Annotated in this window: 19 protein-coding genes and 1 other annotated feature; of the genes, 2 read left to right on the top strand and 17 right to left on the bottom strand. The window is 45.8% G+C overall.

What is annotated here, in order from left to right; translation table 11 throughout:
* Positions 1-27: 27 nt before the first annotated feature.
* The 4 genes from ACVS9P_RS01630 to ACVS9P_RS01615 form a co-directional block, all read right to left on the bottom strand.
* Positions 28-1,050, bottom strand: a complete 1,023-nt coding sequence (locus tag ACVS9P_RS01630; protein WP_452103912.1) for an alpha-hydroxy-acid oxidizing protein — start codon at positions 1,048-1,050, stop codon at positions 28-30.
* A 102-nt stretch (positions 1,051-1,152) separates the two neighbouring features.
* Positions 1,153-2,223: a 3-isopropylmalate dehydrogenase gene (gene leuB, locus ACVS9P_RS01625; RefSeq protein ID WP_452103911.1), complete on the bottom strand. Its 1,071-nt coding sequence runs from the start codon at positions 2,221-2,223 to the stop codon at positions 1,153-1,155.
* On the bottom strand, positions 2,220-3,950 hold the full coding sequence (leuA, locus tag ACVS9P_RS01620) for a 2-isopropylmalate synthase (RefSeq protein WP_452104657.1): 1,731 nt from the start codon (positions 3,948-3,950) through the stop codon (positions 2,220-2,222). The genes leuB and leuA overlap by 4 nt, the downstream gene beginning before the upstream one ends.
* A 127-nt stretch (positions 3,951-4,077) precedes the next feature.
* Positions 4,078-4,307 (bottom strand) — a binding site (T-box leader).
* A gap of 41 nt (positions 4,308-4,348) precedes the next feature.
* The gene (locus tag ACVS9P_RS01615) at positions 4,349-5,104 is read right to left on the bottom strand and encodes a histidine phosphatase family protein (RefSeq protein WP_452103910.1); all 756 of its coding nucleotides are present in this window, start codon (positions 5,102-5,104) and stop codon (positions 4,349-4,351) included.
* Between the two features lie 119 nt (positions 5,105-5,223).
* On the opposite strand from ACVS9P_RS01615, the gene ACVS9P_RS01610 reads away from it, so the two are divergent.
* On the top strand, positions 5,224-5,907 hold the full coding sequence (locus ACVS9P_RS01610) for a helix-turn-helix domain-containing protein (RefSeq protein ID WP_452103909.1): 684 nt from the start codon (positions 5,224-5,226) through the stop codon (positions 5,905-5,907).
* 119 nt (positions 5,908-6,026) lie between these two features.
* Complete coding sequence (locus ACVS9P_RS01605; protein WP_452103908.1) at positions 6,027-6,740, top strand: YczE/YyaS/YitT family protein; 714 nt, start codon at positions 6,027-6,029, stop codon at positions 6,738-6,740.
* Between the two features lie 73 nt (positions 6,741-6,813).
* Here the strand turns inward: ACVS9P_RS01605 and glgA are convergent, their stop codons facing one another.
* The 13 genes from glgA to ACVS9P_RS01540 all read right to left on the bottom strand — a co-directional run bounded on the left by glgA (position 6,814) and on the right by ACVS9P_RS01540 (position 21,424).
* Positions 6,814-8,241, bottom strand: a complete 1,428-nt coding sequence (gene glgA / locus ACVS9P_RS01600) for a glycogen synthase GlgA (RefSeq protein WP_452103907.1) — start codon at positions 8,239-8,241, stop codon at positions 6,814-6,816.
* A gap of 75 nt (positions 8,242-8,316) precedes the next feature.
* Positions 8,317-9,435 (bottom strand): glucose-1-phosphate adenylyltransferase subunit GlgD, encoded by a 1,119-nt coding sequence (gene glgD / locus ACVS9P_RS01595; RefSeq protein ID WP_452103906.1) that lies wholly within the window; start codon positions 9,433-9,435, stop codon positions 8,317-8,319.
* On the bottom strand, positions 9,432-10,655 hold the full coding sequence (locus ACVS9P_RS01590; RefSeq protein ID WP_452103905.1) for a glucose-1-phosphate adenylyltransferase: 1,224 nt from the start codon (positions 10,653-10,655) through the stop codon (positions 9,432-9,434). The genes glgD and ACVS9P_RS01590 overlap by 4 nt, the downstream gene beginning before the upstream one ends.
* A gap of 17 nt (positions 10,656-10,672) precedes the next feature.
* Entirely contained in the window at positions 10,673-12,694 is a 2,022-nt protein-coding gene (glgB, locus tag ACVS9P_RS01585; protein ID WP_452103904.1) for a 1,4-alpha-glucan branching protein GlgB, read from the bottom strand.
* Between the two features lie 423 nt (positions 12,695-13,117).
* Positions 13,118-13,789 (bottom strand): response regulator, encoded by a 672-nt coding sequence (locus ACVS9P_RS01580; RefSeq protein ID WP_452103903.1) that lies wholly within the window; start codon positions 13,787-13,789, stop codon positions 13,118-13,120.
* Entirely contained in the window at positions 13,782-15,176 is a 1,395-nt protein-coding gene (locus ACVS9P_RS01575; RefSeq protein ID WP_452103902.1) for a sensor histidine kinase, read from the bottom strand. Before ACVS9P_RS01575 ends, ACVS9P_RS01580 begins: the two co-directional genes overlap by 8 nt.
* A complete protein-coding gene (gene pgsW / locus ACVS9P_RS01570; RefSeq protein WP_452103901.1) occupies positions 15,173-16,237 on the bottom strand; it encodes a poly-gamma-glutamate system protein in 1,065 nt (354 codons plus the stop codon). The genes ACVS9P_RS01575 and pgsW overlap by 4 nt, the downstream gene beginning before the upstream one ends.
* 11 nt (positions 16,238-16,248) lie before the next feature.
* A complete protein-coding gene (gene pgsC / locus ACVS9P_RS01565; protein ID WP_452103900.1) occupies positions 16,249-16,683 on the bottom strand; it encodes a poly-gamma-glutamate biosynthesis protein PgsC in 435 nt (144 codons plus the stop codon).
* Complete coding sequence (pgsB, locus tag ACVS9P_RS01560; RefSeq protein WP_452103899.1) at positions 16,673-17,824, bottom strand: poly-gamma-glutamate synthase PgsB; 1,152 nt, start codon at positions 17,822-17,824, stop codon at positions 16,673-16,675. The genes pgsC and pgsB overlap by 11 nt, the downstream gene beginning before the upstream one ends.
* On the bottom strand, positions 17,821-18,465 hold the full coding sequence (locus tag ACVS9P_RS01555) for a succinylglutamate desuccinylase/aspartoacylase family protein (protein ID WP_452103898.1): 645 nt from the start codon (positions 18,463-18,465) through the stop codon (positions 17,821-17,823). The genes pgsB and ACVS9P_RS01555 overlap by 4 nt, the downstream gene beginning before the upstream one ends.
* A 351-nt stretch (positions 18,466-18,816) precedes the next feature.
* Positions 18,817-19,968 carry a succinylglutamate desuccinylase gene (locus ACVS9P_RS01550; RefSeq protein WP_452103897.1) on the bottom strand — a complete coding sequence of 384 codons (1,152 nt, stop codon included), beginning with the start codon at positions 19,966-19,968 and terminating at the stop codon, positions 18,817-18,819.
* Between the two features lie 19 nt (positions 19,969-19,987).
* Positions 19,988-20,137 (bottom strand): hypothetical protein, encoded by a 150-nt coding sequence (locus ACVS9P_RS01545; RefSeq protein ID WP_266162618.1) that lies wholly within the window; start codon positions 20,135-20,137, stop codon positions 19,988-19,990.
* 18 nt (positions 20,138-20,155) lie between these two features.
* Entirely contained in the window at positions 20,156-21,424 is a 1,269-nt protein-coding gene (locus tag ACVS9P_RS01540) for a TRAP transporter large permease subunit (protein WP_452103896.1), read from the bottom strand.
* Between the last annotated feature and the right edge of the window lie 92 nt (positions 21,425-21,516).

Genomic DNA, 21,516 nt, shown 5'->3' with positions numbered 1-21,516 from the left:
ATTTTTCCAATATAAGAAAATAAAAAATTACACTGTTTTAAAAATCATCGAGCGGTCAATCTCCCCCAATGTGTGCGCTCCGCAAAGTTCCATTGTATCACAAAGTTCTGCCCTGAGCTTTTCCACATAAGTTTTGACCCCTTCTTTTCCACCTCCATAAACCATGGTAACAAAAGGACGCCCAATCAAAACACCATCCGCACCGAGGGCAAGCGCTTTAAAAACATCAAGCCCACTCCGAATTCCTCCGTCTACCAGAATCGTCATTTTACCGCCGACTGCATCTGCGATTTGTGGCAAAACTTCGGCAGTAGCAGGACACCCATCCAGCACCCTTCCACCGTGATTGGAAACAACAATTCCAGAGGCGCCTGCTTCCAGTGCTTTTTTTGCGCCTTTTACCGTCATGATTCCTTTTAAAAGGAACGGCTTCTGCGTCATATAGATGATTTCTCTGAGCTCTTCGACCGTTTTTCTTCCTGCCGGAGGATTGAGATTTTTTAAAAACGGAAGTCCTGCCGCATCAATATCCATCGCAATCGCAAGTGGATCGGCTTTCTCTGCAAGCTTCATCCGATCATTCAACGTCTTAGGGTCCCACGGTTTTATGGTAGGAATCCCCATCCCTCCGTTTTGTCCGATCACATTTGCCGCGCTCTCGAAGACTGCCGGATTTGTTCCGTCTCCAGTAAAAGCAGCAATTCCATTTTCCGCACACGCAGAAACTAGAATTTGATTGTAAGCAAGATCATCATATTTATCGCCGTAATGCAGCTGCATTGCACCAACAGGTGCTGCAAAAACCGGCAGGGAAAATTGTTTTCCAAAAAGAGAAAATGTAGAATCGGCCGGAGCATGGTCTCCAATCGTATCCAGATTGACGCAAATTTCCTGCCACTTCTGATAATTTCGAATAAAGACACTGCCGGTGCCCTTTGCACCGGGACCGGGGATTCGATTCTTACAGGCAATTCCATTACAAACAGGACAGGCTTTGCAAAAAGGCCCCATTTGTCCCTGCGCACTTTTTAAAATCTCTTCGTATGTCATTTTTTTAACTCCATCTTTATAAAGTTACTTTTATTTTACCAGCATTTCTCTTTGATGGCAACAAAAAGCGGTGCCGTTTTTCGACACCGCAAAAAATTTTATTCAGATGAATTTTCGCACTAACTCGCCCATTTCTTTGCAGGATACCTGAGGAAGCTGAGGCGAAGCAATATCTGCCGTGCGCGCGTGGTCTAACGCTTTTGTGACGGCTGCCTCAATCGCTTCTGCGGCCTCCGGCTCCTCTAAAGAATAGCGCAGCATCATGGCGCCGGAAAGGATCGTTGCGAGAGGATTTGCTTTCCCGGTTCCCGCAATATCAGGCGCTGAGCCGTGAACCGGCTCATAAAGACCTGCTTTGCCGGCACCGAGGCTTGCGGAAGCCAGCATTCCGATAGACCCTGAAATCATAGAAGCTTCATCGGAAAGAATATCTCCAAAAATATTGGAAGTCACAATCACATCAAACTGTTTCGGATTGCAAACCAACTGCATTGCACAATTATCCACATAAAGATTGGTGAGTTCCACTTCCGGATACTCCTCTGCCATGTCAGCGACTGTTTTGCGCCATAGGCGAGAGGATTCCAGCACATTTGCCTTATCGACGCTGCAGAGCTTTTCATTGCGCTTTATTGCCATTTCAAAGCCCTTGCGTGCAATCCTGCGGATCTCCGGTACCGAATATTTTTCGGTATCATAGGCATAAATGTTTCCATTTTTTTCTCCGCGGCCCCGCTCGCCAAAATAAATTCCACCGGTAAGTTCCCGCACAATTAAAATATCCAGATTTTCTCCAATGATTTTGCTCTTGAGCGGAGAAGCTTCTCTCAGCTGCGGGAAGATGACCGCCGGACGCAGATTTGCAAAAAGTCCCAAGGCACCGCGAATTCCAAGCAGTCCCGCTTCCGGACGGTTATTTCCGGGCTGATGATCCCATTTAGGCCCTCCAACTGCGCCCAAAAGGGTACTGTCCGCCGCTTTGCAGCAATCGATCGTTTCCTGCGGCAGCGGAACGCCTGTTGCATCAATCGCGCTTCCGCCTAAAAGTGCCTCCCTAAACTCCATCGAAAATCCATATTTTTCGCCTGCTTTTTCGAGCGTTTTCATCGCTTCTTCCACGATCTCCGGCCCAATTCCGTCCCCTTTGAGGACTGCGATATGATACGTATTCATTCTTCTGCCTCCTTCTGATTCCGTAACACTGCACGGTTTACCGCACAGATAATTCCTTTAATCGATGCCATACTGATATTTGGATGCACCCCAACACCAAAAATATCCCGTCCTTTGGGGTCCTGAAGCTGAATATAAGAAACTGCCTTACTGTCGGCACCGGCATCGATTGCATGCTCTCGATAAGTTACAAACCGATAATTCTTGATTCCGACCTGTTCCAACGCTTTAAAGAAAGCATCGATCGGGCCATTTCCAATGGCGCTGACCGGATGGTCTTCATGATGAAAACGAATATTTCCTTCGAAATGAACCGCAGACGGAGTATCCTCATCAGAATCGCTTTCATCGTCGCTGACCCGTTCTTCATAAAGCTTATAAGACTTGAGATGATAAGGCGCCTGCAGATCCAAATATTCTTTGCGGAAAATATGAAGAATTTCGCTGGGGATCAGTTCTCTTCCGGCAGTGTCACATGCTTCTTTGATTGCCGCACCAAATTCCGGATGCATCGCTTTTGGCAGATCGAATCCGAAGCTCTGCTGCATTACAAAAGCAGCGCCGCCTTTCCCGGACTGGCTGTTAATACGGATGATCGGCTCATATTCTCTGCCTACATCAGCGGGATCAATCGGCAGATACGGAACCTCCCAATAAGGAGATTCATGTGTATGCATATAATCGATTCCCTTTTTGATCGCATCCTGGTGAGAACCGGAAAATGCAGTAAAAACGAGGTTTCCCGCATAAGGATGGCGGTCATGGACCCGCATATTCGTACATTTTTCATAGACATCACGAATATGACGAATATTGGAAAAATCGAGGTGCGGGTCGATTCCCTGGCTGTAAAGGTTCATTGCAAGGTTCATGATATCCACATTGCCGGTACGCTCGCCGTTTCCAAAAAGCGTTCCTTCTACCCGCTCCGCTCCGGCCATCAGAGCAAGCTCTGTCGCTGCAACGCCGGTGCCGCGGTCATTATGCGGATGCAGACTAATAATTGCGCGGTCGCGTGCCTTTAAATGGCGAATAAAATATTCAATCTGATCAGCGTGGGTATTCGGGGTACACATCTCTACCGTATTGGGCAGATTCAAAATCACTTTATTCTCCGGCGTTGCCCCCAAAGTATCCAGCACCTTTTCGCAGATTTCTACCGCGTTATCCATTTCGGTGCCTGAAAAGCTCTCCGGCGAATACTCATAGCGAATATTGGCACCACTTCTTTTGATCTCTTCTTCCGTCAGGCGGCGAACCAGCTTTGCACCCTCTACCGCAATGTTGATGACTCCCTGCATATCCGTTTTAAAAACCACCTTACGCTGTAAAGTAGAAGTGGAATTATAAAAATGCACGATCACGTTTTTAGCACCCTTGATTGCCTCAAAGGTTTTACGAATCAGGTGCTCTCTGGCCTGCACCAATACCTGAATCGTCACATCGTCCGGAATCAGATTCTTTTCGATCAGTGTCCGGCAAATTTCATATTCGGTCTCTGAAGAAGACGGAAATCCAATCTCGATTTCTTTAAAGCCGATCTCAACTAGAGTTTTAAAATAAAGCAGCTTTTCCTCCAGGTTCATCGGATCTACCAATGCCTGATTTCCGTCGCGCAGATCAACACTGCACCAAACCGGCGCCTTATTGAGTATCTGATCCGGCCATGTGCGGTCCGGCAGAGAAACCGGCTGAAACGGAATGTACTTTTTATAACCCTCATACATCATCTTAAAACAGCTCCTTTTCTATCAATCAAACTGGTTTACCGGCCTTCTCTAAAACCAACCGAGAATTTCATTGACTGTGTGGATTCTCCCACAAAAAAAGTCCCAAAGACAGAAATTATTCTGTCTTTGGGACGAATCAATTCGTGGTACCACCCAAGTTCAGTTCCACAAAGGAACCCTCAGCAGCCTCTATCAAGGCCACGGCTCTGATAACGCTACCGTTGCGTCCGGCCCTAATAAATCGGAACCGGCGGCTCAGGGATGAGCTATCCGCATCAATCCTTCTGCCGGCTCACACCATCCGCCGGCTCTCTGAAAGAGGGACTCATGCCTTATTCCCGTCATTGCCTTTTTAAAATTGAATTTGTCTTATTATAACACCTGACCTTACTTTGTCAAGAGTCTTTTTTGGGAGTTTCTGGGTTTTTCTTCTGAGAGTCCTCTTTCTGTTTATCCTTTTCTCCAAATGCCTCATCGGCAGCTTCCCGCGCCGCGTTAATGATCTGGCGGGATATATCATCCGGATCAGCCTTTTCCCGCGGCGGAATTGTTTCGCAGACTTCTGCCACCATAGAACGCATCCAGAGTCCGGGAATAATCTGCATCGTATAGCCGCAGCCACTCTGCGTCATCCAATCATAAAATTTCGCGCGGGGCAAGCCATAAGTGCTGAGAATCGACATCAAAGAGCCGCCATGCGCCACAATAACAGCGCTGGTGGTGCCAGAACGAAGCATTCCGTTTACAATCTTTTCAAAGGCAAGGCAGGTTCTCTGCATAAAAATGCCGCCGGATTCTCCTCCCTCTGGGGTATAGGCTTTTCCCGACTCCATCCATTGGGCAAAATGCGGGTCTTTCGCAGCAAGTTCCTCTGCAGTCTTTCCCTCCCATTCCCCAAAGCTGATTTCTCTGAGGTCACGAATTAAAATTGGTTTCGCTTCCGGATAGAGGATCTTCATGGTTTCTTTGCAGCGCTTAAGCGGACTGCAAAAATAAGCCTGTGCTTTTGGATAATCATAATTTTGCTTTAACTTTTCAAGTTCCGCAATCCCCTCTTTGCAAAGCGAAGAATCGGTACTGCCGATATACTGTCCGAGAAGATTTCCTTCGGTTAAACCATGCCGAATCAAATGGATTGTATAAGATTGCATACTTTCCGCTCCTTTAGTGATTTGACTACAAAATACAGTGGGTTTACACATTGTTATTCTTACGATATAATATACATTACGTCATTTATAATCGACAAAAGCTGACAGGAGATTTTACCATGAATAATCATTTTCCGCGTATTTTAACCCTTCTGCGAAAAGAACGAGGGCTCAGCCAAAAAGAGGTTGCGGCCTCACTGGAGATCTCGCAAGCACTTCTTTCTCACTACGAAAAAGGAATTCGGGAATGCGGACTGGATTTCGTGGTAAAAGTCGCCGAATATTATAAAGTTTCCTGTGACTATCTTTTGGGGTTGTCGCCTCATCAAAATGGTGCAACGATCAAAGTTTCTGATCTTTCGGATGATGAGAAGCCAAATTCACGCAAAAAGCATGATGATGCAGATGACAATCCCGATCGAAAGCTCCTTGCAAGTTCTCTGAGCCTTTTATATCAAATTCTAAAAAGCTGTAACTGCGAGCCGCTGACCTCTTCGGTAACTGATTATCTGGAAACTGCCATATACCGCACTTTTCGGATTCTATATTCCAGCAATCCAAAAAATCCCCAGGCAATGTTTACCGTTTCACAGAATCAGGCAATCGGAAAGTCAGAAGCCTCTATGGTTCTTGCTTTGAATGCCGCACAATGCCTTGCATTGGGAGAAACGATCCAAGATAAAAAAGGACTTCCCAAAGACCATCTGCCGCAGCTGACGCCGGAAAAACTTTCTGCTGCCTATCCGAATCTTGCGCCGGCTCTTTTTTCCCTGCTTCAAAAAGCAGAAAATCATTTTTCTTAAAAAATAAAATATCTTTATTATTATAACGGTTTTTGCTTCTCTTGTAAATGAAGCTTCTTGATGGATTTTAAAAAGTAGAGAACCTCTTAAAAAGTTTTGTGAAAGGACTGATTTTTCCAATGAGTCTCCCTTTCCAGACCATTCTTCATAAATTCTGCTCTTATGAATGGATCTGCCGCTTTTTGATGACAATCGTCGGCGTTTTGGTCTGCGGATTTTCTGTGGGATTCTTTCAGGTGGCAAATTTTGGGACCGATCCTTTTACCGCATTTGCCACCGGGATCGCCAACTTTTTTCATGTATCCTATGGCACGTTATATCCGTGGCTTAATTTAGTCTTACTGATTGCCATGCTTTTTTATGGGCGTCATTACATTGGGATTGCCACGATTATCAACATCATTGGAATCGGTTTTATGGCCGATTTATCTAAAAGCTTTCTGTTGCAGATTACTCCCGCGCCCGACTTTATAGTACGGATTCTCTATCTATTAATCGGGATGATCATTCTTTGCCTCTGTGCCTCGATGTACATGACCAGCGATTTAGGCGTCTCTACCTACGATGTGGTTGCAATCTCCCTTGCAAAATTAAAAACTCCACTTCAGTTTCGTTTCTGGAGAGTCTTAACCGACTTTTTCTGCGTTTTGATTGGTTTTCTTCTCGGAGCCACCATCGGCGTAGGCACCATCTTTACCGCTTTCTGTATGGGCCCTTTCCTGCAGTTTTTCAACGAAAAGCTATGGGACCCGCTTTTTATTCGAATGAGAAGTGCCGATATTCACCGACAACGTAATCGGCAAAAGGATTTCGAAACAAATTCTAAAAATTAATACCTAAAAATACATAAAAAAGTCCGACTCTCTTAAAAAGGAAAGCCGGGCTTTTTATATAAAGATTCAAAAATTACTTTTCCTGAAGCATTCCGCGATACAACTTGATATATTCTTTTGCAGAACATCCCCAGCTCATATCACAGCGCATCGCACGTTCCACCAGCAGCTGCCAGCCTTCCTGATTCTGGTAACCTTCCAAGGCACGATTGATTGCACTGACCATATCTCCGCTCTGATAATTCTGAAAGGTAAAGCCATTGCCTTTGCCGTCTCCGCTGTCTTGGACAGAATCTTTGAGCCCGCCTGTTTCACGGACAATCGGAATCGTCCCATACCGCAGTGCAATCATCTGTGAAAGGCCGCAGGGCTCTGTTTTACTGGGCATTAGCAAAAGATCTGCTCCGGCATAGACTTTACGGGACAGTTCCGGAATAAATCCAATACAGGCACAGAGCCTTCCAGGATACTTATTCTGCATGTCACGGAAAAAGTTTTCATACTCCCAATCACCGTTGCCGAGAATGACAAACTGGATATTGGACTTCCACATGATTCCGTCCAGTGTTTCTTTTACAAGATCCAGTCCTTTATGACTTACCATGCGGGTAACCATCCCGATCATCGGCACATTCGGGTCCTGCATGAGTCCTAAACGTTCCTGCAGGGCACGCTTATTCTCTGCTTTTTTAGGAATATCGTCCACCGTATAATTCTGATAAATATCGGGGTCAGTTGCAGGATTATAGGAATTTGTATCAATTCCATTCAAAATTCCGGAAAGCTTCCACTTCCGCTCCCGCAAAATCCCATCGAGTCCACTGGAAAACCATGGGTCTAAAATCTCCTGTGCATAGGTCGGGCTGACCGTCGTTACACGGTTGGATGTTTCGATGGCACTTTTGAGCATATTAACGCAATCATCATATTCCAGGATAGAAAAATCGCTGTTTGGAATTCCCAATACATCTTCTACCAATTCTTTTCCATATTTTCCCTGATAAAGAATGTTGTGAATGGTAATCACCGTTTTAATTCCGCGATACCAATCATTATTTGCATAGAAAATGCTGTAATAAGTAGGCACCATAGAAGTCTGCCAATCATTGCAATGGATAATGTCGGGTTTAAAATCAATATACGGCAGCATTTCGAGAATTGCACGGGAAAAAAATGCAAACCGTTCTGCGTCATCATAATGTCCATAAAGTCCATGGCGCTTGAAATAATACTGATTATCAATGAAATAATAGATCACTCCGCCGGAACGTGCCTCAAAGATACCACAATATTGGCGGCGCCACGCAACCGGCACCGAAAGGCTGGTAAGAAAGCGCATTCCTTCGCGCAGATTCTGGGGAATATCCTCATAGAGAGGCATCACAACCCGGCAGCCGACCAAACGCTGACGGAGTGCCTGTGGCAAAGAGCCCGCTACATCCGCAAGCCCTCCGGTCGCAGCAAAAGGTCTCGCCTCGCTGGTGCAATAAAGAACTTTCATCTTCTAAAAAACCTCCTTCTGTCCTTTTGAGGGAACTTTTCAGCGCTTTTTCGTATCACGAAAAGATAAAAGTGATCAGACAACACTGCCCTTACTGATAAAGATCGGATAAGACTGATATCCTTGCAGAGAACGATCATTTTTCAGGACAACATCTTTATCGGTAATCACATAATTTAGTTGGCAATTAGACCCAATTTTTGTATCCTGCATAATCACGCAGTTATGTATCTGGCTGCCTCTTCCCACATGGACTCCGCGGAACAGAATACAATTTTCAACTTCTCCCTCAATCACACAGCCATCTGCTACAATACTGTTCTGCACGGAACAATCCAGGCCATACCGTGCAGGCATATCATCCCGCACCTTTGTGTAAATCGGGCGCTCCGCATTAAAAAGTTCCGCACGGACCGCCGGCTGCATCAGTGACATACTGGCTTCGAAATATTCATTGATACTGCAAAGATGACGGATATATCCGGTAAACGGATATCCACAGACTCGAAGGCGACGCACATTGCGCTGAATAAAATCGCGTTTAAAATCATAAAGATTCCGGCTGACACAGTCATCTACCAGTTCCATCAAAAGCTCCCGGCGAAGAATGGTCAGGCCGATCGCATAATTGCAGGCTCCCTGCAATTTTGGATCTATCAATACATCCTGAATCACACCATCCGGGTCCACATCGCAGACCAGCGGCGCCGGCAATCCACTGGGGACTTCACCGTAGCGATAAACGATCGTCATATCGGCCTCTTTGTCAAGATGGGCTGCCATCACATCGGAAAATTTAATATTGCAGACAAAATCCGCATCCATCAACACCACGTATTCTTCTTTGGAATTTTGAAGAAACCGGCGAATGGAAGAAAGTGCTTCTACCCGGCTGCTGGAATACTGAGAAGAATTTGCAGAAAACGGCGGCAGAAGAAACAATCCCTCACGTTTTCTGGAAAGGTCCCATGCTTTTCCAGAGCCCAGATGGTCCATTAAAGACTGGTAGTTTGCTTTCGTGATAACGCCGACTTTATTGATCCCGGAGTTCACCATATTTGAAAGTCCAAAATCGATCAAACGATACCTGCCGCCAAAAGGGACACTGCCCATCGTACGGATCTCTGTCAGCTCTCTCAGCTTTTCCTCATGAACGTTGGAGAAAATAATTCCCAATACATTATTTCCATTCATTTTGTCTCCACCCCTTCCAAAGTTTCTGAATCCACCATTGCTTTGGGAGGAATGACCGAATTAGGAGCAAGCGTACAGTTATCCCCGACTACTGCGACTCCCCACGCCGATTTATCTTTCATATCTTCCGGCCGTTCTCCAACAACAGAGCCTTTTCCGATTACAGAGTTTTCTGAAACGATCGCATACTGAACCACCGCATTCTCTTCAATACGAGTCCCAGGCATGATGATAGAATCCCGCACCACTGCTCCCGGCGCAATATAAACACCGGCAAACAGCACCGAAAAATCAACGGTACCATAAACATTACCGCCTTCTGCGACAATAGAATTCTGCACTCTTGCACCTTTCGCAATATAATGCGGCGGCATTACCGGATTTCGGGAATAAATTTTCCAATCCTCCTGCGCAAGGTCCATCTGCATTTTAGGATTGAGCAGATCCATATTGGACTCCCAGAGACTTTCAATGGTACCAACATCTTTCCAATATCCTTCAAAGCGATAAGCAACCATTTTTTCGCCGGCACTCAGCATCGCCGGCAGCACATCATGTCCAAAATCGTTGCTGCTCTTAGGATTCGCCTCGTCCTGTTCCAAATACTGCCGCAGTTTACTCCAAGTAAACACATAGATTCCCATGCTTGCCTGATTGCTTTTCGGAACTTTCGGTTTTTCATCGAATTCTTCGATTACACCATCCTCATCGGTATTGAGAATTCCAAAGCGAGAAGCCTCCTCCATTGGGACTTCGATTGCAGCAATCGTACAGGCAGCTTCCATTTTTTTATGATACGCAATCATTTTAGAATAATCCATTTTATAAATATGGTCGCCGGAAAGCACCAAAACATAATCCGGATTATACCGCTCAATATACGGAATGTTCTGATAAATTGCATTGGCAGTGCCCTTATACCAATCTGATTTTTTACTGCGCTGATACGGGGGCAGCACCGTAACCCCGGCATTCATACGATCGAGATCCCACGGCTGACCGGAGCCTACATATTCATTTAAAATCAACGGCTGATACTGAGTCAGCACGCCAACCGTTTCGATTCCTGAATTGACACAGTTGGAAAGAGGAAAATCAATAATCCGATATTTTCCTCCATAGGGAACCGCCGGCTTTGCCAGCTTTTTGGTCAAAACACCGAGGCGACTTCCCTGACCTCCAGCCAAAAGCATTGCCACGACTTCTTGTTTGGGCAACATGTTAATTCCTCCTTCTATCAAACCTCTTTACTGCTTTTTAAACGCGCAGAACTTTTCTGAGAAGTTATTCTGCTGGGCTTTTTTAAACTTTGCGGTTCTTGCTTTTTTCCTTTTTTAAAAGTTGACATTCTCTTTTGGGGACTGTGGCGTTTCAGCTTTAGATAGATTACCGCATACGGTGCAAGATGCAGTGAAATTGATTGTTCCTGATGATGCATCGAAAATTTCTTACTGCTTCTGATTCCGCTGCCATTTGTCACGCCGCCGCCGCCATATTCCGTGCGGTCTGTTGAAAAGATTTCCTCATAGATCCCGCTTTCGGGGACCCCAATCCTATAATCCGGATGATCCACCGGAAGAAAATTACAAACGATGATCAAATTTTTCTTTTTCTTGTCAAAGCGCTGAAAAGCAATCACGCTTTGGGTGTAGTCATCATTGCTGATCCACGAAAATCCATCCCAACTGAAATCGATCTCCCAAAGGGGCGACATTTTCTGATAGAACAGGTTTAGCTCGCGACAAAAGCGGTGCAGTTGTTGATGCTCCGGATTTTCCAGAAGCCCCCAGTCCAGTTCCTTTTCGTAGTTCCATTCGACAAACTGGCCGAGTTCATTCCCCATAAAACTAAGCTTTTTGCCCGGATGCGCCATCATATAAGCCATAAATGCCCGCACGCCTGCAAATTTCTGTTGTCGGTCTCCCGGCATTTTATTGATCAAAGAACATTTTCCATGGACGACTTCATCATGAGAAATCGGCAGAATATAGTTCTCCGAAAACGCATAGAAAAATGAAAACGTCAGACTGTCATGGTTAAATTTTCGGTAGATGGGATCCAGCGAAATGTAGCGCAGCATATCGTTCATCCAGCCCATATTCCACTTGTAATTAAATCCCAGTCCACCTACTTCGGAAGGTTTGCTCACAAGCGGCCACGCTGTCGATTCTTCTGCAATCATCATGGCCTGCGGACATTCTCTGAAAACCATTTGATTGAGCCGCTGCAAAAAAGCGACCGCTTCCAGGTTTTCTCTTCCGCCATCCTTATTTGGAAGCCATTCTCCTGCTTTTCGGCTATAATCCAGATACAGCATAGAAGCAACTGCATCCACTCGAATTCCATCGATATGATACTCTGTCAACCAAAATACCGCGCTGGAAATCAAAAAGCTCATGACCTCACTGCGGCCATAATCAAAGACCAGCGTGCCCCAATCTTTATGTTCTCCTTTTCTTGGATCACTATACTCATAGCAGGGTGTACCATCATAACGGGCAAGTCCTGCTATATCCTTTGGAAAATGTGCCGGAACCCAATCCATGATGACGCCGATTCCAGCTTTGTGGCAATCGTCTACGAATTTCATAAATTGATGCGGCGTTCCATATCGGGAAGTTGGTGCAAAATATCCAGTTACCTGATATCCCCACGAACCATCAAATGGATATTCCGTTACAGGCATCACTTCGATATGCGTATAGCCCATCTCTTTGACATAGGGAATCAATTCTTCCGAAAGTTTTTCGTAACTGAATGGATTTCCATCCGGATAGCGGCGCCATGAACCGAGATGCACCTCATAAATATTAACGGGAGCCGTATCGTGCGGATGACGGGACTTTTGTTTCTGCCAGTCATCATCGTGCCATTGATATCCGGAAAGCTCATAATAGCGGCAGGCAGTGCCGGGACGGGTCTCAAAATGGAACGCGTAGGGATCGATTTTATAAAGCTCTTCTCCCTCGCCCGTTGTCACACAAAATTTATACCGTTCATACTTTTGTAAGACAAACGGAAGCGTACACTCCCAAACTCCATCACTAATCTTTTTCATCGGTGCTGCCAGAGGGTCCCAATTATTAAAATCGCCTACCATAGAAACCGATTTTGCATTTGGTGCCCATGCACGGCACTGAGTTACTTCTTTTCCCAATTCCAGCTCTTTATGAACCCCTAGATACTGATATGTACGGCAATTGGTGCCTTGGTGAAAAAGATACAAAGGCAAGTTGTTTTCTTTTTTGCTTTTTTGCATATTAACAGACCTCTTTTCCACCTTTTTATTAGGTATTATTTATAACCTCATCATATCACATATCCCAAAAAATTCAAGCATTTTGTAAAACTTCTAGACTTTAATGGGACTTATTTTTTGATTTTTTAGTCATATTGATAAATATCATTCCTTTTTTAATCTGTAAGAAAATAAAAAAGATTTTTTTGATTTTTCGCGTGCGTTTTAAGAATAACAGAGCAGAATTAAAAACCTTGTCCAAATTGGTCTGCTTTGAGTAAAACTTTCGCGGTTTTCTAAATTTATAAAAAGCGCATCAAGAAGATAATTTCTTCCTAATGCGCTTTTCTTCTATCGGACAAAAGCCAATGTCCATACACTATGATAGCTTTCGTTTATCACGATATAAAAAGTTTTATCTACAGAACGAGATCGTTTAGCCTATCAGCACTCTCCTGCACGCTGCAGATGATTCCCTCTATGGACTTTGCTTTTTAACCGGTAACCTTGCTTAGGGCGGCCTATTTTGCCGTAAGTATTGCAAATCTCTGCTAGGTCAACAGATACCATGTACTGTAAATAGCGGTAGGTAGTCTGGTAGGCAAAGCCTGTGCTGTCCGCAACTTGATTCACGGTGAGAAACGTTTTCTGCCCCTGGAAAAATTCCATAATTCGCTGGAGAGTGGGTAGCCCAATCCCTTTTGCAAGAGGCAGTTCTTCTAAAGTTTCCGGCTTTTTCTGACTTTCCAACAAGCGGATATGCAAATGAATACGAGAGATCAAATCCGGAGCCTTGATAGGCTTAAGGGCAAAGTCCGTGGCTCCCGCCTCCAGAAAACGGTTCGCCACTTCTTGGCTTTCGTCGATGGTGAAAACCAAGATCGGCACCGTAGCAGAAAGATTCCGCAGACGGCGCACTCCTTCAATCCCGTTGACATTGGGCAAGTGATAATCAATTAAAACGAGGTCCGGCTGATGCTGTTGAAACAGCTTCAGTCCTACCGGGACATCCGGTGCCATCAAGGCAACCCAACCCTCAAAATCAAAAATTGCCTTTAGGGCATACCGGATATCCGGCTCATCGTCGATGGATAGAATTTTGATCGGATTATGCATAATTCTCCTCGCTTTCTGGAATTCGAATGGTTGCAACGGATCCCTTTCCCACTTCACTGGTCATTTCAATGGTTCCATGGTTCTGTTCTACTACTTGGCGTACAAAGCTTAAGCCCAAGCCATGGGAATTCCGGGTGGAAAAGCCGTCTTCCCAGATGGAATTTAAAATTTCTGCCGGAATTCCCTTTCCGTTATCTTTTACTTGAAAGCATACGTCTCTATTAGGGCTTTCGGCATCTAGCGTTACCAGAACGCAGATATCTCCTTCTCGGTCAGGCTCTAATGCATAGTATGAATTTTCTATTAGGTTAATTAATGCCCGCAAAAATCGGATCTCGTTGACTTCCACCTTAATTTCAGGCACCGAATTGCGGGTATGCACCAACGTCGCATACTCTGCATTCGAAATTTGTGCCAAAAGTGCCCGCGTGATATGCTCAGTAGTCACCACAGAGCGTCGGTCTTCATACAACACTTCCGAAATCATAGAACTCATGTGATCCATAGAATCTTCCACCCGAGTTAGGTATTCCAGTTCTCGGTCATTTTGTGGACAGCTTAATTTTACTACACTCACCAAAGCCTGTGCAGTAGTCAGCGGCGTTTTAAGGTCGTGAACCAGATGACGCAGCTCCTGCTGGGTACGTTCTTCCATGGCCTGCAATCGCTGCTTCGTGTGCATCCTCTCATTCTGTTCTTTAATCTCATTCATTTGCCGCAGGTTATTTTCATCCAGAATCAACTTGCACATCAGAATAGACCCCAAAAACAGTAGGAAAAACAGCAGTGTGGCAGCAAATTGCAAATAGGTGTCTGCCTCCATAAAATGAGAAATAACTTTGATATCCGTGGAAGTTTCTCCGCGGCCAAAAGGTAAGTTATCGAGGTCTGGCATTACGTCAAGAAGCTGCAGAGATATAATCATCAGGATTACCATCAGTGTCTTTTTGGAAAGGTTGACTAGGTTGAAATTGATCTTTTCCAGCATCACGAGCATGGCAATTAACATGAGGGCTGGTCCCCCAAAGTCATATCGAATATGATAAATTTGTCCAATTAAAAAATAGACAATGGGAATAATGGTACAAATCAGAAGTGCCCGCAAAAAAGCAACAGGCTTTCCTTTGTAGCTCATCTCTATGGACTCACCAATGAAGAAAGCGCCCACATAATGCGGAATACAGCGGATAGCGTTTAGAGCTACCAGTTTGAGTGCCGCATAAATGATATAAACCCGCTCCTGAGTGGCGATGGATTGGTACAGAATTTCGTAGATCTGAAAGTTTTGCACATTTACCAGATTTGGCATCAGAAGGCTCAACAGAACAAGAGAAATCCCGATGACCAGATTGCGCCGATCCATATGCTTAATTTGCAGATTACTCATCGCTTTTTCCTCCTGCTCCAATATAAAATCAAGATTGCCAAAGCCACCAGCAGAGTTATCACCACTGCCGGAACAGAATAGGTGACAACATAATAGATCGCGCTGGTTCCAGGTTCCGGCAGTGTAGCAGGATCAAAGGGCAGGCCATAATCGGTACATAACTTTTTAATATCGAGTAGATTGATAACCGGCAGTCCTTTATCGTGATAAAGATCCAACAAGCCGCTTTTCTCCGTCACCGGCGCCAACATCGTTTTCGGCCCCGTAACGCCATAAGTCATTTTCTTTCCGCTCACACCGATGGAAGTCATGTTGCCTCCTACCCCGATATAGCAGGAAATGGGGCCATATTCTTCGTAGAGAGCCATGCGCTCTTGAAGATTTTTCTGAAAATCGGGTTCCTTCCACAGAGTGATCCCCGAATTTTTGAGATTCTGCTCCACCTGATCTCTCAGCTTTGGGTCCATGCTAAGACCGCAGTCGCTGTCGCCGCCCAGTGTCACCCTCAGTACGTTGTCCGTCAGCAGTCCATCCTTAGCCAACAGTTTTAACATGGCCGGAAAAGTCAGCTCTGGGTTATTAGCCCCGTAAGTAGAAGCTCCTACGGAGGGAATCGTCAAAGCCTTAACCTTCATCTCCTCACAGGCACAAAGCACTGCCAGATTCATGGAAGGGAAAGAACCGGAGACCCCTACTCCTACCGTATCACCTTGCTTAACTCCAGACTTTTCTAAAAGCGCTACACATAGAGCAGCCATATCACTGTTTGCAGTGGTGCGTTTCGCTTGCAAGTCCCCTAAGGTGGTGGTGATCCCGTTGTATTCTTCCCCCAGCATACCGGTTCCGAAAACATCCTCAGGGTTCAAGGGAATGTTCCGCTCCTGCTTATAGCTTTTCACCGCATCCATACAGGCTTGCATGCGTCGAGCAGCCGCCAGCCTAACTTCGTAATCCGAAGTTTTCACCGACTTTCCGCCGACGCTGATACCCCAAACCGCCAGGCAAAGAGCAAGGAACAGAAAGGCAAGGGGAATTTCCCGCCGTGTCAGCTTTTGCTTCATGGCGCACCCCCCTACAGGCCCAACGCCGGGTGGCCAATCAGGAGCATGATGAGTGCCAAAATAGCCACCACAATGCCAAGAGACAAAATGGATTTTGAAAAGCCCTGACGTTCGAATTCCCGTGCCATGATTCCCGCTACCAGACAGCCGATCATGTTAGGGTGTCCCAAAAACAGACCGCTTATTGTTACCAGCCAGTCAATCAGAAAAGCCACCAGAATAGAGGCGGCAAAGCTCCTACGCCCATAAAGGATCATTACGTTGCCCATCAGCTTTACGATCCCCCAGGTGAGCAGCGCAATCAGCAGTGTGTAGAAAATGCGCTCCGGTGATTTTAGGTTGAGGGCGATATAGCCGGGTACCACCAGACCTGCTGGAGACAATTGGGTCAGTTCGGAAAAAAGGACACCGATGATCACTCCAAGAACCACAATATCATAATACATCAGGGGTTCCCTCCTCACGAATTCGATCCATTAGTTTTTTGCCTTCCATTGCAATGTTACCTGCCGCAAAAACTATATCTTTAGGTTGCAGAACAGAAAAGTCAATCTTTGCGGCGCTGGCATAAAGATGTACCTCCGGCATCCGGTCTTTCGAAATGCGCCGAGGCAGAATATGATTTAAAAGCTTTCGCCCGGATCCTAAAAGCCATAAGGAATCCGGTGCCAAATCACGCACCAACTCCGCCATCTGGATCGTACGGGAAGCCCTATCTGCCCGACTGTTTAGAAGCAAAATAAGCTTTCCTTTCTCGAACCCCAACTTTTTCTGCAGAGTCCCAAAGACTTTTAGTGTGGACTGTGCGTCATTAATAGAAAGCCCATTGATAAAGAGAGTTCCTTTGCCGATCCGATAGAAAGACAAGGCATAAGGATCCCTTTGATAAAAAGTATTCATGCCAAAGAGGGCTGTTTCCCGGCTTACACCCAATTGGTCACAGACTGCCAAAGCTAAAGCCACATTGTCCGGCCAATCAATCGTTGCCAAAGATTCTTCCGGTAAAACTTGAAAAATTCTTGTTCCAAGGGCTTGTGCATTTTTGGCCAGCACATCGAATTGTTCCTGCTCGGCAGTAAACAAAATACCAGCCTTAGGAATCGTATTAGACAATGCCTCGGCAATCTCCGGCAACGCTTCTCCCATCACATCCGTGTGATCCAACCGCACATTCGTGATAACACCGATGTCTGCCCGCACCATTCGGTGCTGGGAAATATTCTGGTACGCTGTGTTCACCGCCATACATTCGATCACAAGCACATCAGCGTGCTCCTTAGCCGCCTTATGTAAAATCTGCAGTTGTTCCCGAATATTAGCTGCCCCCCGGCGGTGAATCAGTTGCTCCACCCCATCCGTATTAATTGTCATGGGTAAGGTTCCGGTCGTTTTGCAAAGCACCTGCAGTCCTGCGCCCCGCAAACCGCCGTCAATCAGACGAGTCGTACTGGATTTTCCACGGGTTCCGTTCACATAGACTACATGCTTTATGGCACGGCGGTCTTTTATAGCCCGTCGATTTTCCCAGATTAAGTAACCGAAAAATACAGCTGCCAAAATCAAAATTACCCCGATAGACTTCGTCATCGCGGTACCTCCTTTTCCTCCATTCCATACCAGTTCAGAATGAAATGGATCAGGGCCAAGTGATCTCCTACCCGACGCTCGAGAGGATACCCTCGGAAGGTTTCTATCGTCAGAGCCGGAATATTCAGCTTTTCGGTAACGGTCCGGTTGATGCTCCCAGGCATACCGGGCCCGTAAAAGTTATAAGGTTCGGAGCACAAGGTTCCGGCAGCGGTATCGGACAAAATTGCGTCCACTAAATCTTCGATACCATCCATTTTCGTAACAATAATGGAACTTCCCAGATAATCCCAATTTTCTTTCTTAGGCAAAGCCTCATGGAGATCCACCACCAGTACAGGCTGTTCCCGCTGGATCAGCTCCCACAGTTGCGCCGCCAGTCGCTCGCTGGGATCTCCCTCCTGGTTACCGGGAAACAAGCGGTTCAGATCCCAATTTTCCGCCGTATAGCGAACATCATGTTTGGCACCGTAAACGTTGGCGGGTGACAAAATGTACAGCGTACCAGCTTTAATCCGAGCTGTATGTTTTAGCCGATCGGCGGCTTCCCAACCGGCGGTCTCGTCGCCGTGGAGTCCTCCAACTACCACCAAACTGGGGCCGGGACTGCTGCCTTTAAGGGCTATCAGTTCGGTTTCCATGTCTGTCCCTTGAGCCAACAGACTTCTAGAGATCGTTGAAAAAGGAGCAGAATCACCCGGTACCCCGGTCAAGATCAAGCATAGCAAAAAGCACAGTAAAATGCTACCTTTGCGCAGGAGAAAATTTGGAGCCACTGTGATCTCGCCTCCATTTGATGATTTCTTAATGGAGATTCCGAATGCTTTTGCAAAATGAAAGCTATTTATTAACTATTTATATTACATTATAGTACGTCATCCAATAAGTAGCAAGAAAGTATTTATTTTCCTTTAAAAAACCGGTGTGCTCCCGGATTTTAAAACCCTGGATTCACACCGGTACAGTAAGGATGAAAAAGAATAAAGTTGTACTCAGTTTAAGAAGGAACCTAAATGGGGACCACCCAGTTGAGAGGGGTCAGCATCAGTAAACATTTCCTCATATCCGGGAACATTTTCAAAGCTGACTACCTTGTCGCTGTGGATAGAGCTAAACGCTTTTGTATATTCAATGATTCCCTGCAGATGACGACCGACGCGTTCTTCAATCGGATGGCCTGTTTCATCATAGGGAACATAGACAAACCCTAACTTTGCAGCACTGACATAAAATTTATCCTTGCCGGTCAAAGCCATTTCTTCATTGGTAGCACCGCGCAAACGGCCCTGAGAAGCATTCGGAGCTTCCATCAGAATTGGATAGGTATCTGTATAGTCACCAAGTTCCCGATGACTCAAGCCATGTAAGTTAGTAGGTGAAGGCTCCAAGCTCATAGTGATGCCTTCCATTTCCAATTCCAACATACCCTCTGCAGCGAAGTCCATGGACTTTTCGTGGGCAACCGTCGCATCATTAACCGGGTATTCTGGAGATGACTCATGCAAATCAAATGTCAGGTTGACGCCCTCTTTTTTGATCAGCTGTACAATGGCATAAGCAGTCTTTTCCATTAAATTACCGTCGGGTCTGCCGGGGTAACAGCGGTTCAGGTTTCGAGTCTCGGAACCGGACAGTTGCTGGCCGGAGCCCGCATGGATATACACATCCGGATCTGGCCACTGGTCGACTGGGTTTGCCGCACGAGATCCATAACGGAACTGACGTTCCTGTCCATTTTTATTTATAAAGTGCAAATACTGTGGAGAAGCCTCCTGGGCATCATTGTTTGTAAAGCCACTGTTGCAGGCTCTGGGAATCACATAAACGGTACCTTGATCCACTTTGGCATTTTCCAGAAACGTCACAGCCGCTAAATAGCCGGCAGGTTCGTTCGGATGAGTACCGCCCAGAAGCAGCATAGAACCGCCGGGTTTAGAACCCTTGAACACATAAATCGGCGTATCTGCATAGGTACCTTTCAAATCTCCAAAGTAGTCACTCAGCATTTTGGTCTCTGTGACGTTGGCGCTGGGATGCAGCGTATCCGGTGCTTTAATATCCATGAAGTTTTTACCGGTTACAGCCGCAATTGTAAGCGCTGCCACGAGACAGATAGTCGCTGAAATAACATTCTTCTTACCCATAAAGTCGAATTCTCCTTTCTTATTTAATCATCAGAAAACGTAAGATTAGCGGAATCACCACAAGAGCAGCGTTTGCCTGGAGCGCAACCTTCTTTTCCGTGAACAGATTCCAAATCGTAAAAATTAGAACAAGTGCTACGATTGCACGGTAGATCAGTGTAATTATCATATCGCTTCAGATCCTTCCTTATATAATCTTCGCCAGTTGTGGAGAAAATATAATGATAACGACTGCCCAAACGATCATAATGATAGAGGGAATGAGGCATTTTTTGAGGATGTCCGTATACTTCTCAATACCAACAACCTGCGCCGCAAAAATACCAGCCAGCGCAGTAGGAGGCATCATATCTCCCAAAGAGGCAATAAGAGAGATGGCCGCCGCGGTGATAACCTGGTTTTTCGCCAAAAATGCCAGCAAAAATGGAACGCCCAAAACAGAAGATGCACCATAAGAAGATACCGCGCCAAACAACGGGATAGAGATCGCCATGGCCAAATAACGCCATGCGTCCGGAATGCTTAGGCAGACGTTCACGATGAAACCGCGCACGCCGGTGAGAGTCATGATCTGAATGAACATTCCTACGCCCATCAGAATGCCAAGCACGGGAAGAACCGTGTTAACAGCTTCTTTGGCGGTCTTAAGTACGGGAACCTTCTTACCGGTAAACAGACCCACAATAGCACTGATAAGAAAGACCAAAGGCATCCCCAAATCCGGGATAGCAGGGACGGCTTTGTTCAGAATCATGAGGAATACACAAACTAGAATCGGAATATAATTTCGGAATCCATATTTCTCACGGGATTCGGTATTCATCCGCTGCCGAATTGCCTCATAGTCCAGATGCTTAACATATTTGAAGCCAAACATCAGTACAAACAAGAACGCCAGCGGAAAAGTAAGCAGTGCCAGCGGGCCTTCAAAGCCTACATAGGGGATGTCGACGCCTCCGCCAATCAGCATAGCCGGAATATTGACCGGAGGGGCGATCATTCCTAGGATTCCCCCCATGGCAATGATACAACCGGTCTCCAGTTTTGGAATTCCCATCAGAATCAGAACCGGCATCATAATGGAACCGGCAGAGAGAACTGCCGCAGTGGAAGAACCTGTAATCATACCAGGGAACATGATAACCAACATAATAAGGCACAAAAGTAGTGCCGGAACTTTGTGGAAACGCTCCACGATCATACAGGACAGTGCGTCAAGGGAACCGTTTTCCTGCAGGACTTTCATAAAGATCATGGCGCAGGCAATTACTAGAATCGTATCTACATAAGAGAATGTCCCTTCAACCAAGTGGCGAAGTGGAATTCCTTGGCCGCCGATCAAAGCACCTACAATGGCAGAAATCACCATTGAGATACTCACCGGCAGCTTTAGCCAAAAGCAACCGCCGGCGAACACGACGACCATGGCGATGAAAATAATTAATTCAATGCACATGCAAAAACCTCCTTTAATAAGAAAATCTGCCGCCGTTCATTTATCTGACGCAGTGGCAGATTTTCATGCTAGGGATATAGTGAGAAGATATA

This window comes from Caproicibacterium sp. NSD3 (genome assembly GCF_053613275.1).
The sequence above is the reverse complement of the archived record's forward strand: the minus strand, read 5'-3'. Positions and strand labels throughout refer to the sequence as shown.

Coding starts and splice junctions, on each gene's coding strand:
- ACVS9P_RS01630 (WP_452103912.1), bottom strand. CDS start 1,050: ATGACATACGAAGAGATTTTAAAAAGTGCGCAGGGACAAATGGGGCCT.
- leuB (WP_452103911.1), bottom strand. CDS start 2,223: ATGAATACGTATCATATCGCAGTCCTCAAAGGGGACGGAATTGGGCCG.
- leuA (WP_452104657.1), bottom strand. CDS start 3,950: ATGTATGAGGGTTATAAAAAGTACATTCCGTTTCAGCCGGTTTCTCTG.
- ACVS9P_RS01615 (WP_452103910.1), bottom strand. CDS start 5,104: ATGCAATCTTATACAATCCATTTGATTCGGCATGGTTTAACCGAAGGA.
- ACVS9P_RS01610 (WP_452103909.1), top strand. CDS start 5,224: ATGAATAATCATTTTCCGCGTATTTTAACCCTTCTGCGAAAAGAACGA.
- ACVS9P_RS01605 (WP_452103908.1), top strand. CDS start 6,027: ATGAGTCTCCCTTTCCAGACCATTCTTCATAAATTCTGCTCTTATGAA.
- glgA (WP_452103907.1), bottom strand. CDS start 8,241: ATGAAAGTTCTTTATTGCACCAGCGAGGCGAGACCTTTTGCTGCGACC.
- glgD (WP_452103906.1), bottom strand. CDS start 9,435: ATGAATGGAAATAATGTATTGGGAATTATTTTCTCCAACGTTCATGAG.
- ACVS9P_RS01590 (WP_452103905.1), bottom strand. CDS start 10,655: ATGTTGCCCAAACAAGAAGTCGTGGCAATGCTTTTGGCTGGAGGTCAG.
- glgB (WP_452103904.1), bottom strand. CDS start 12,694: ATGCAAAAAAGCAAAAAAGAAAACAACTTGCCTTTGTATCTTTTTCAC.
- ACVS9P_RS01580 (WP_452103903.1), bottom strand. CDS start 13,789: ATGCATAATCCGATCAAAATTCTATCCATCGACGATGAGCCGGATATC.
- ACVS9P_RS01575 (WP_452103902.1), bottom strand. CDS start 15,176: ATGAGTAATCTGCAAATTAAGCATATGGATCGGCGCAATCTGGTCATC.
- pgsW (WP_452103901.1), bottom strand. CDS start 16,237: ATGAAGCAAAAGCTGACACGGCGGGAAATTCCCCTTGCCTTTCTGTTC.
- pgsC (WP_452103900.1), bottom strand. CDS start 16,683: ATGTATTATGATATTGTGGTTCTTGGAGTGATCATCGGTGTCCTTTTT.
- pgsB (WP_452103899.1), bottom strand. CDS start 17,824: ATGACGAAGTCTATCGGGGTAATTTTGATTTTGGCAGCTGTATTTTTC.
- ACVS9P_RS01555 (WP_452103898.1), bottom strand. CDS start 18,465: ATGGAAACCGAACTGATAGCCCTTAAAGGCAGCAGTCCCGGCCCCAGT.
- ACVS9P_RS01550 (WP_452103897.1), bottom strand. CDS start 19,968: ATGGGTAAGAAGAATGTTATTTCAGCGACTATCTGTCTCGTGGCAGCG.
- ACVS9P_RS01545 (WP_266162618.1), bottom strand. CDS start 20,137: ATGATAATTACACTGATCTACCGTGCAATCGTAGCACTTGTTCTAATT.
- ACVS9P_RS01540 (WP_452103896.1), bottom strand. CDS start 21,424: ATGTGCATTGAATTAATTATTTTCATCGCCATGGTCGTCGTGTTCGCC.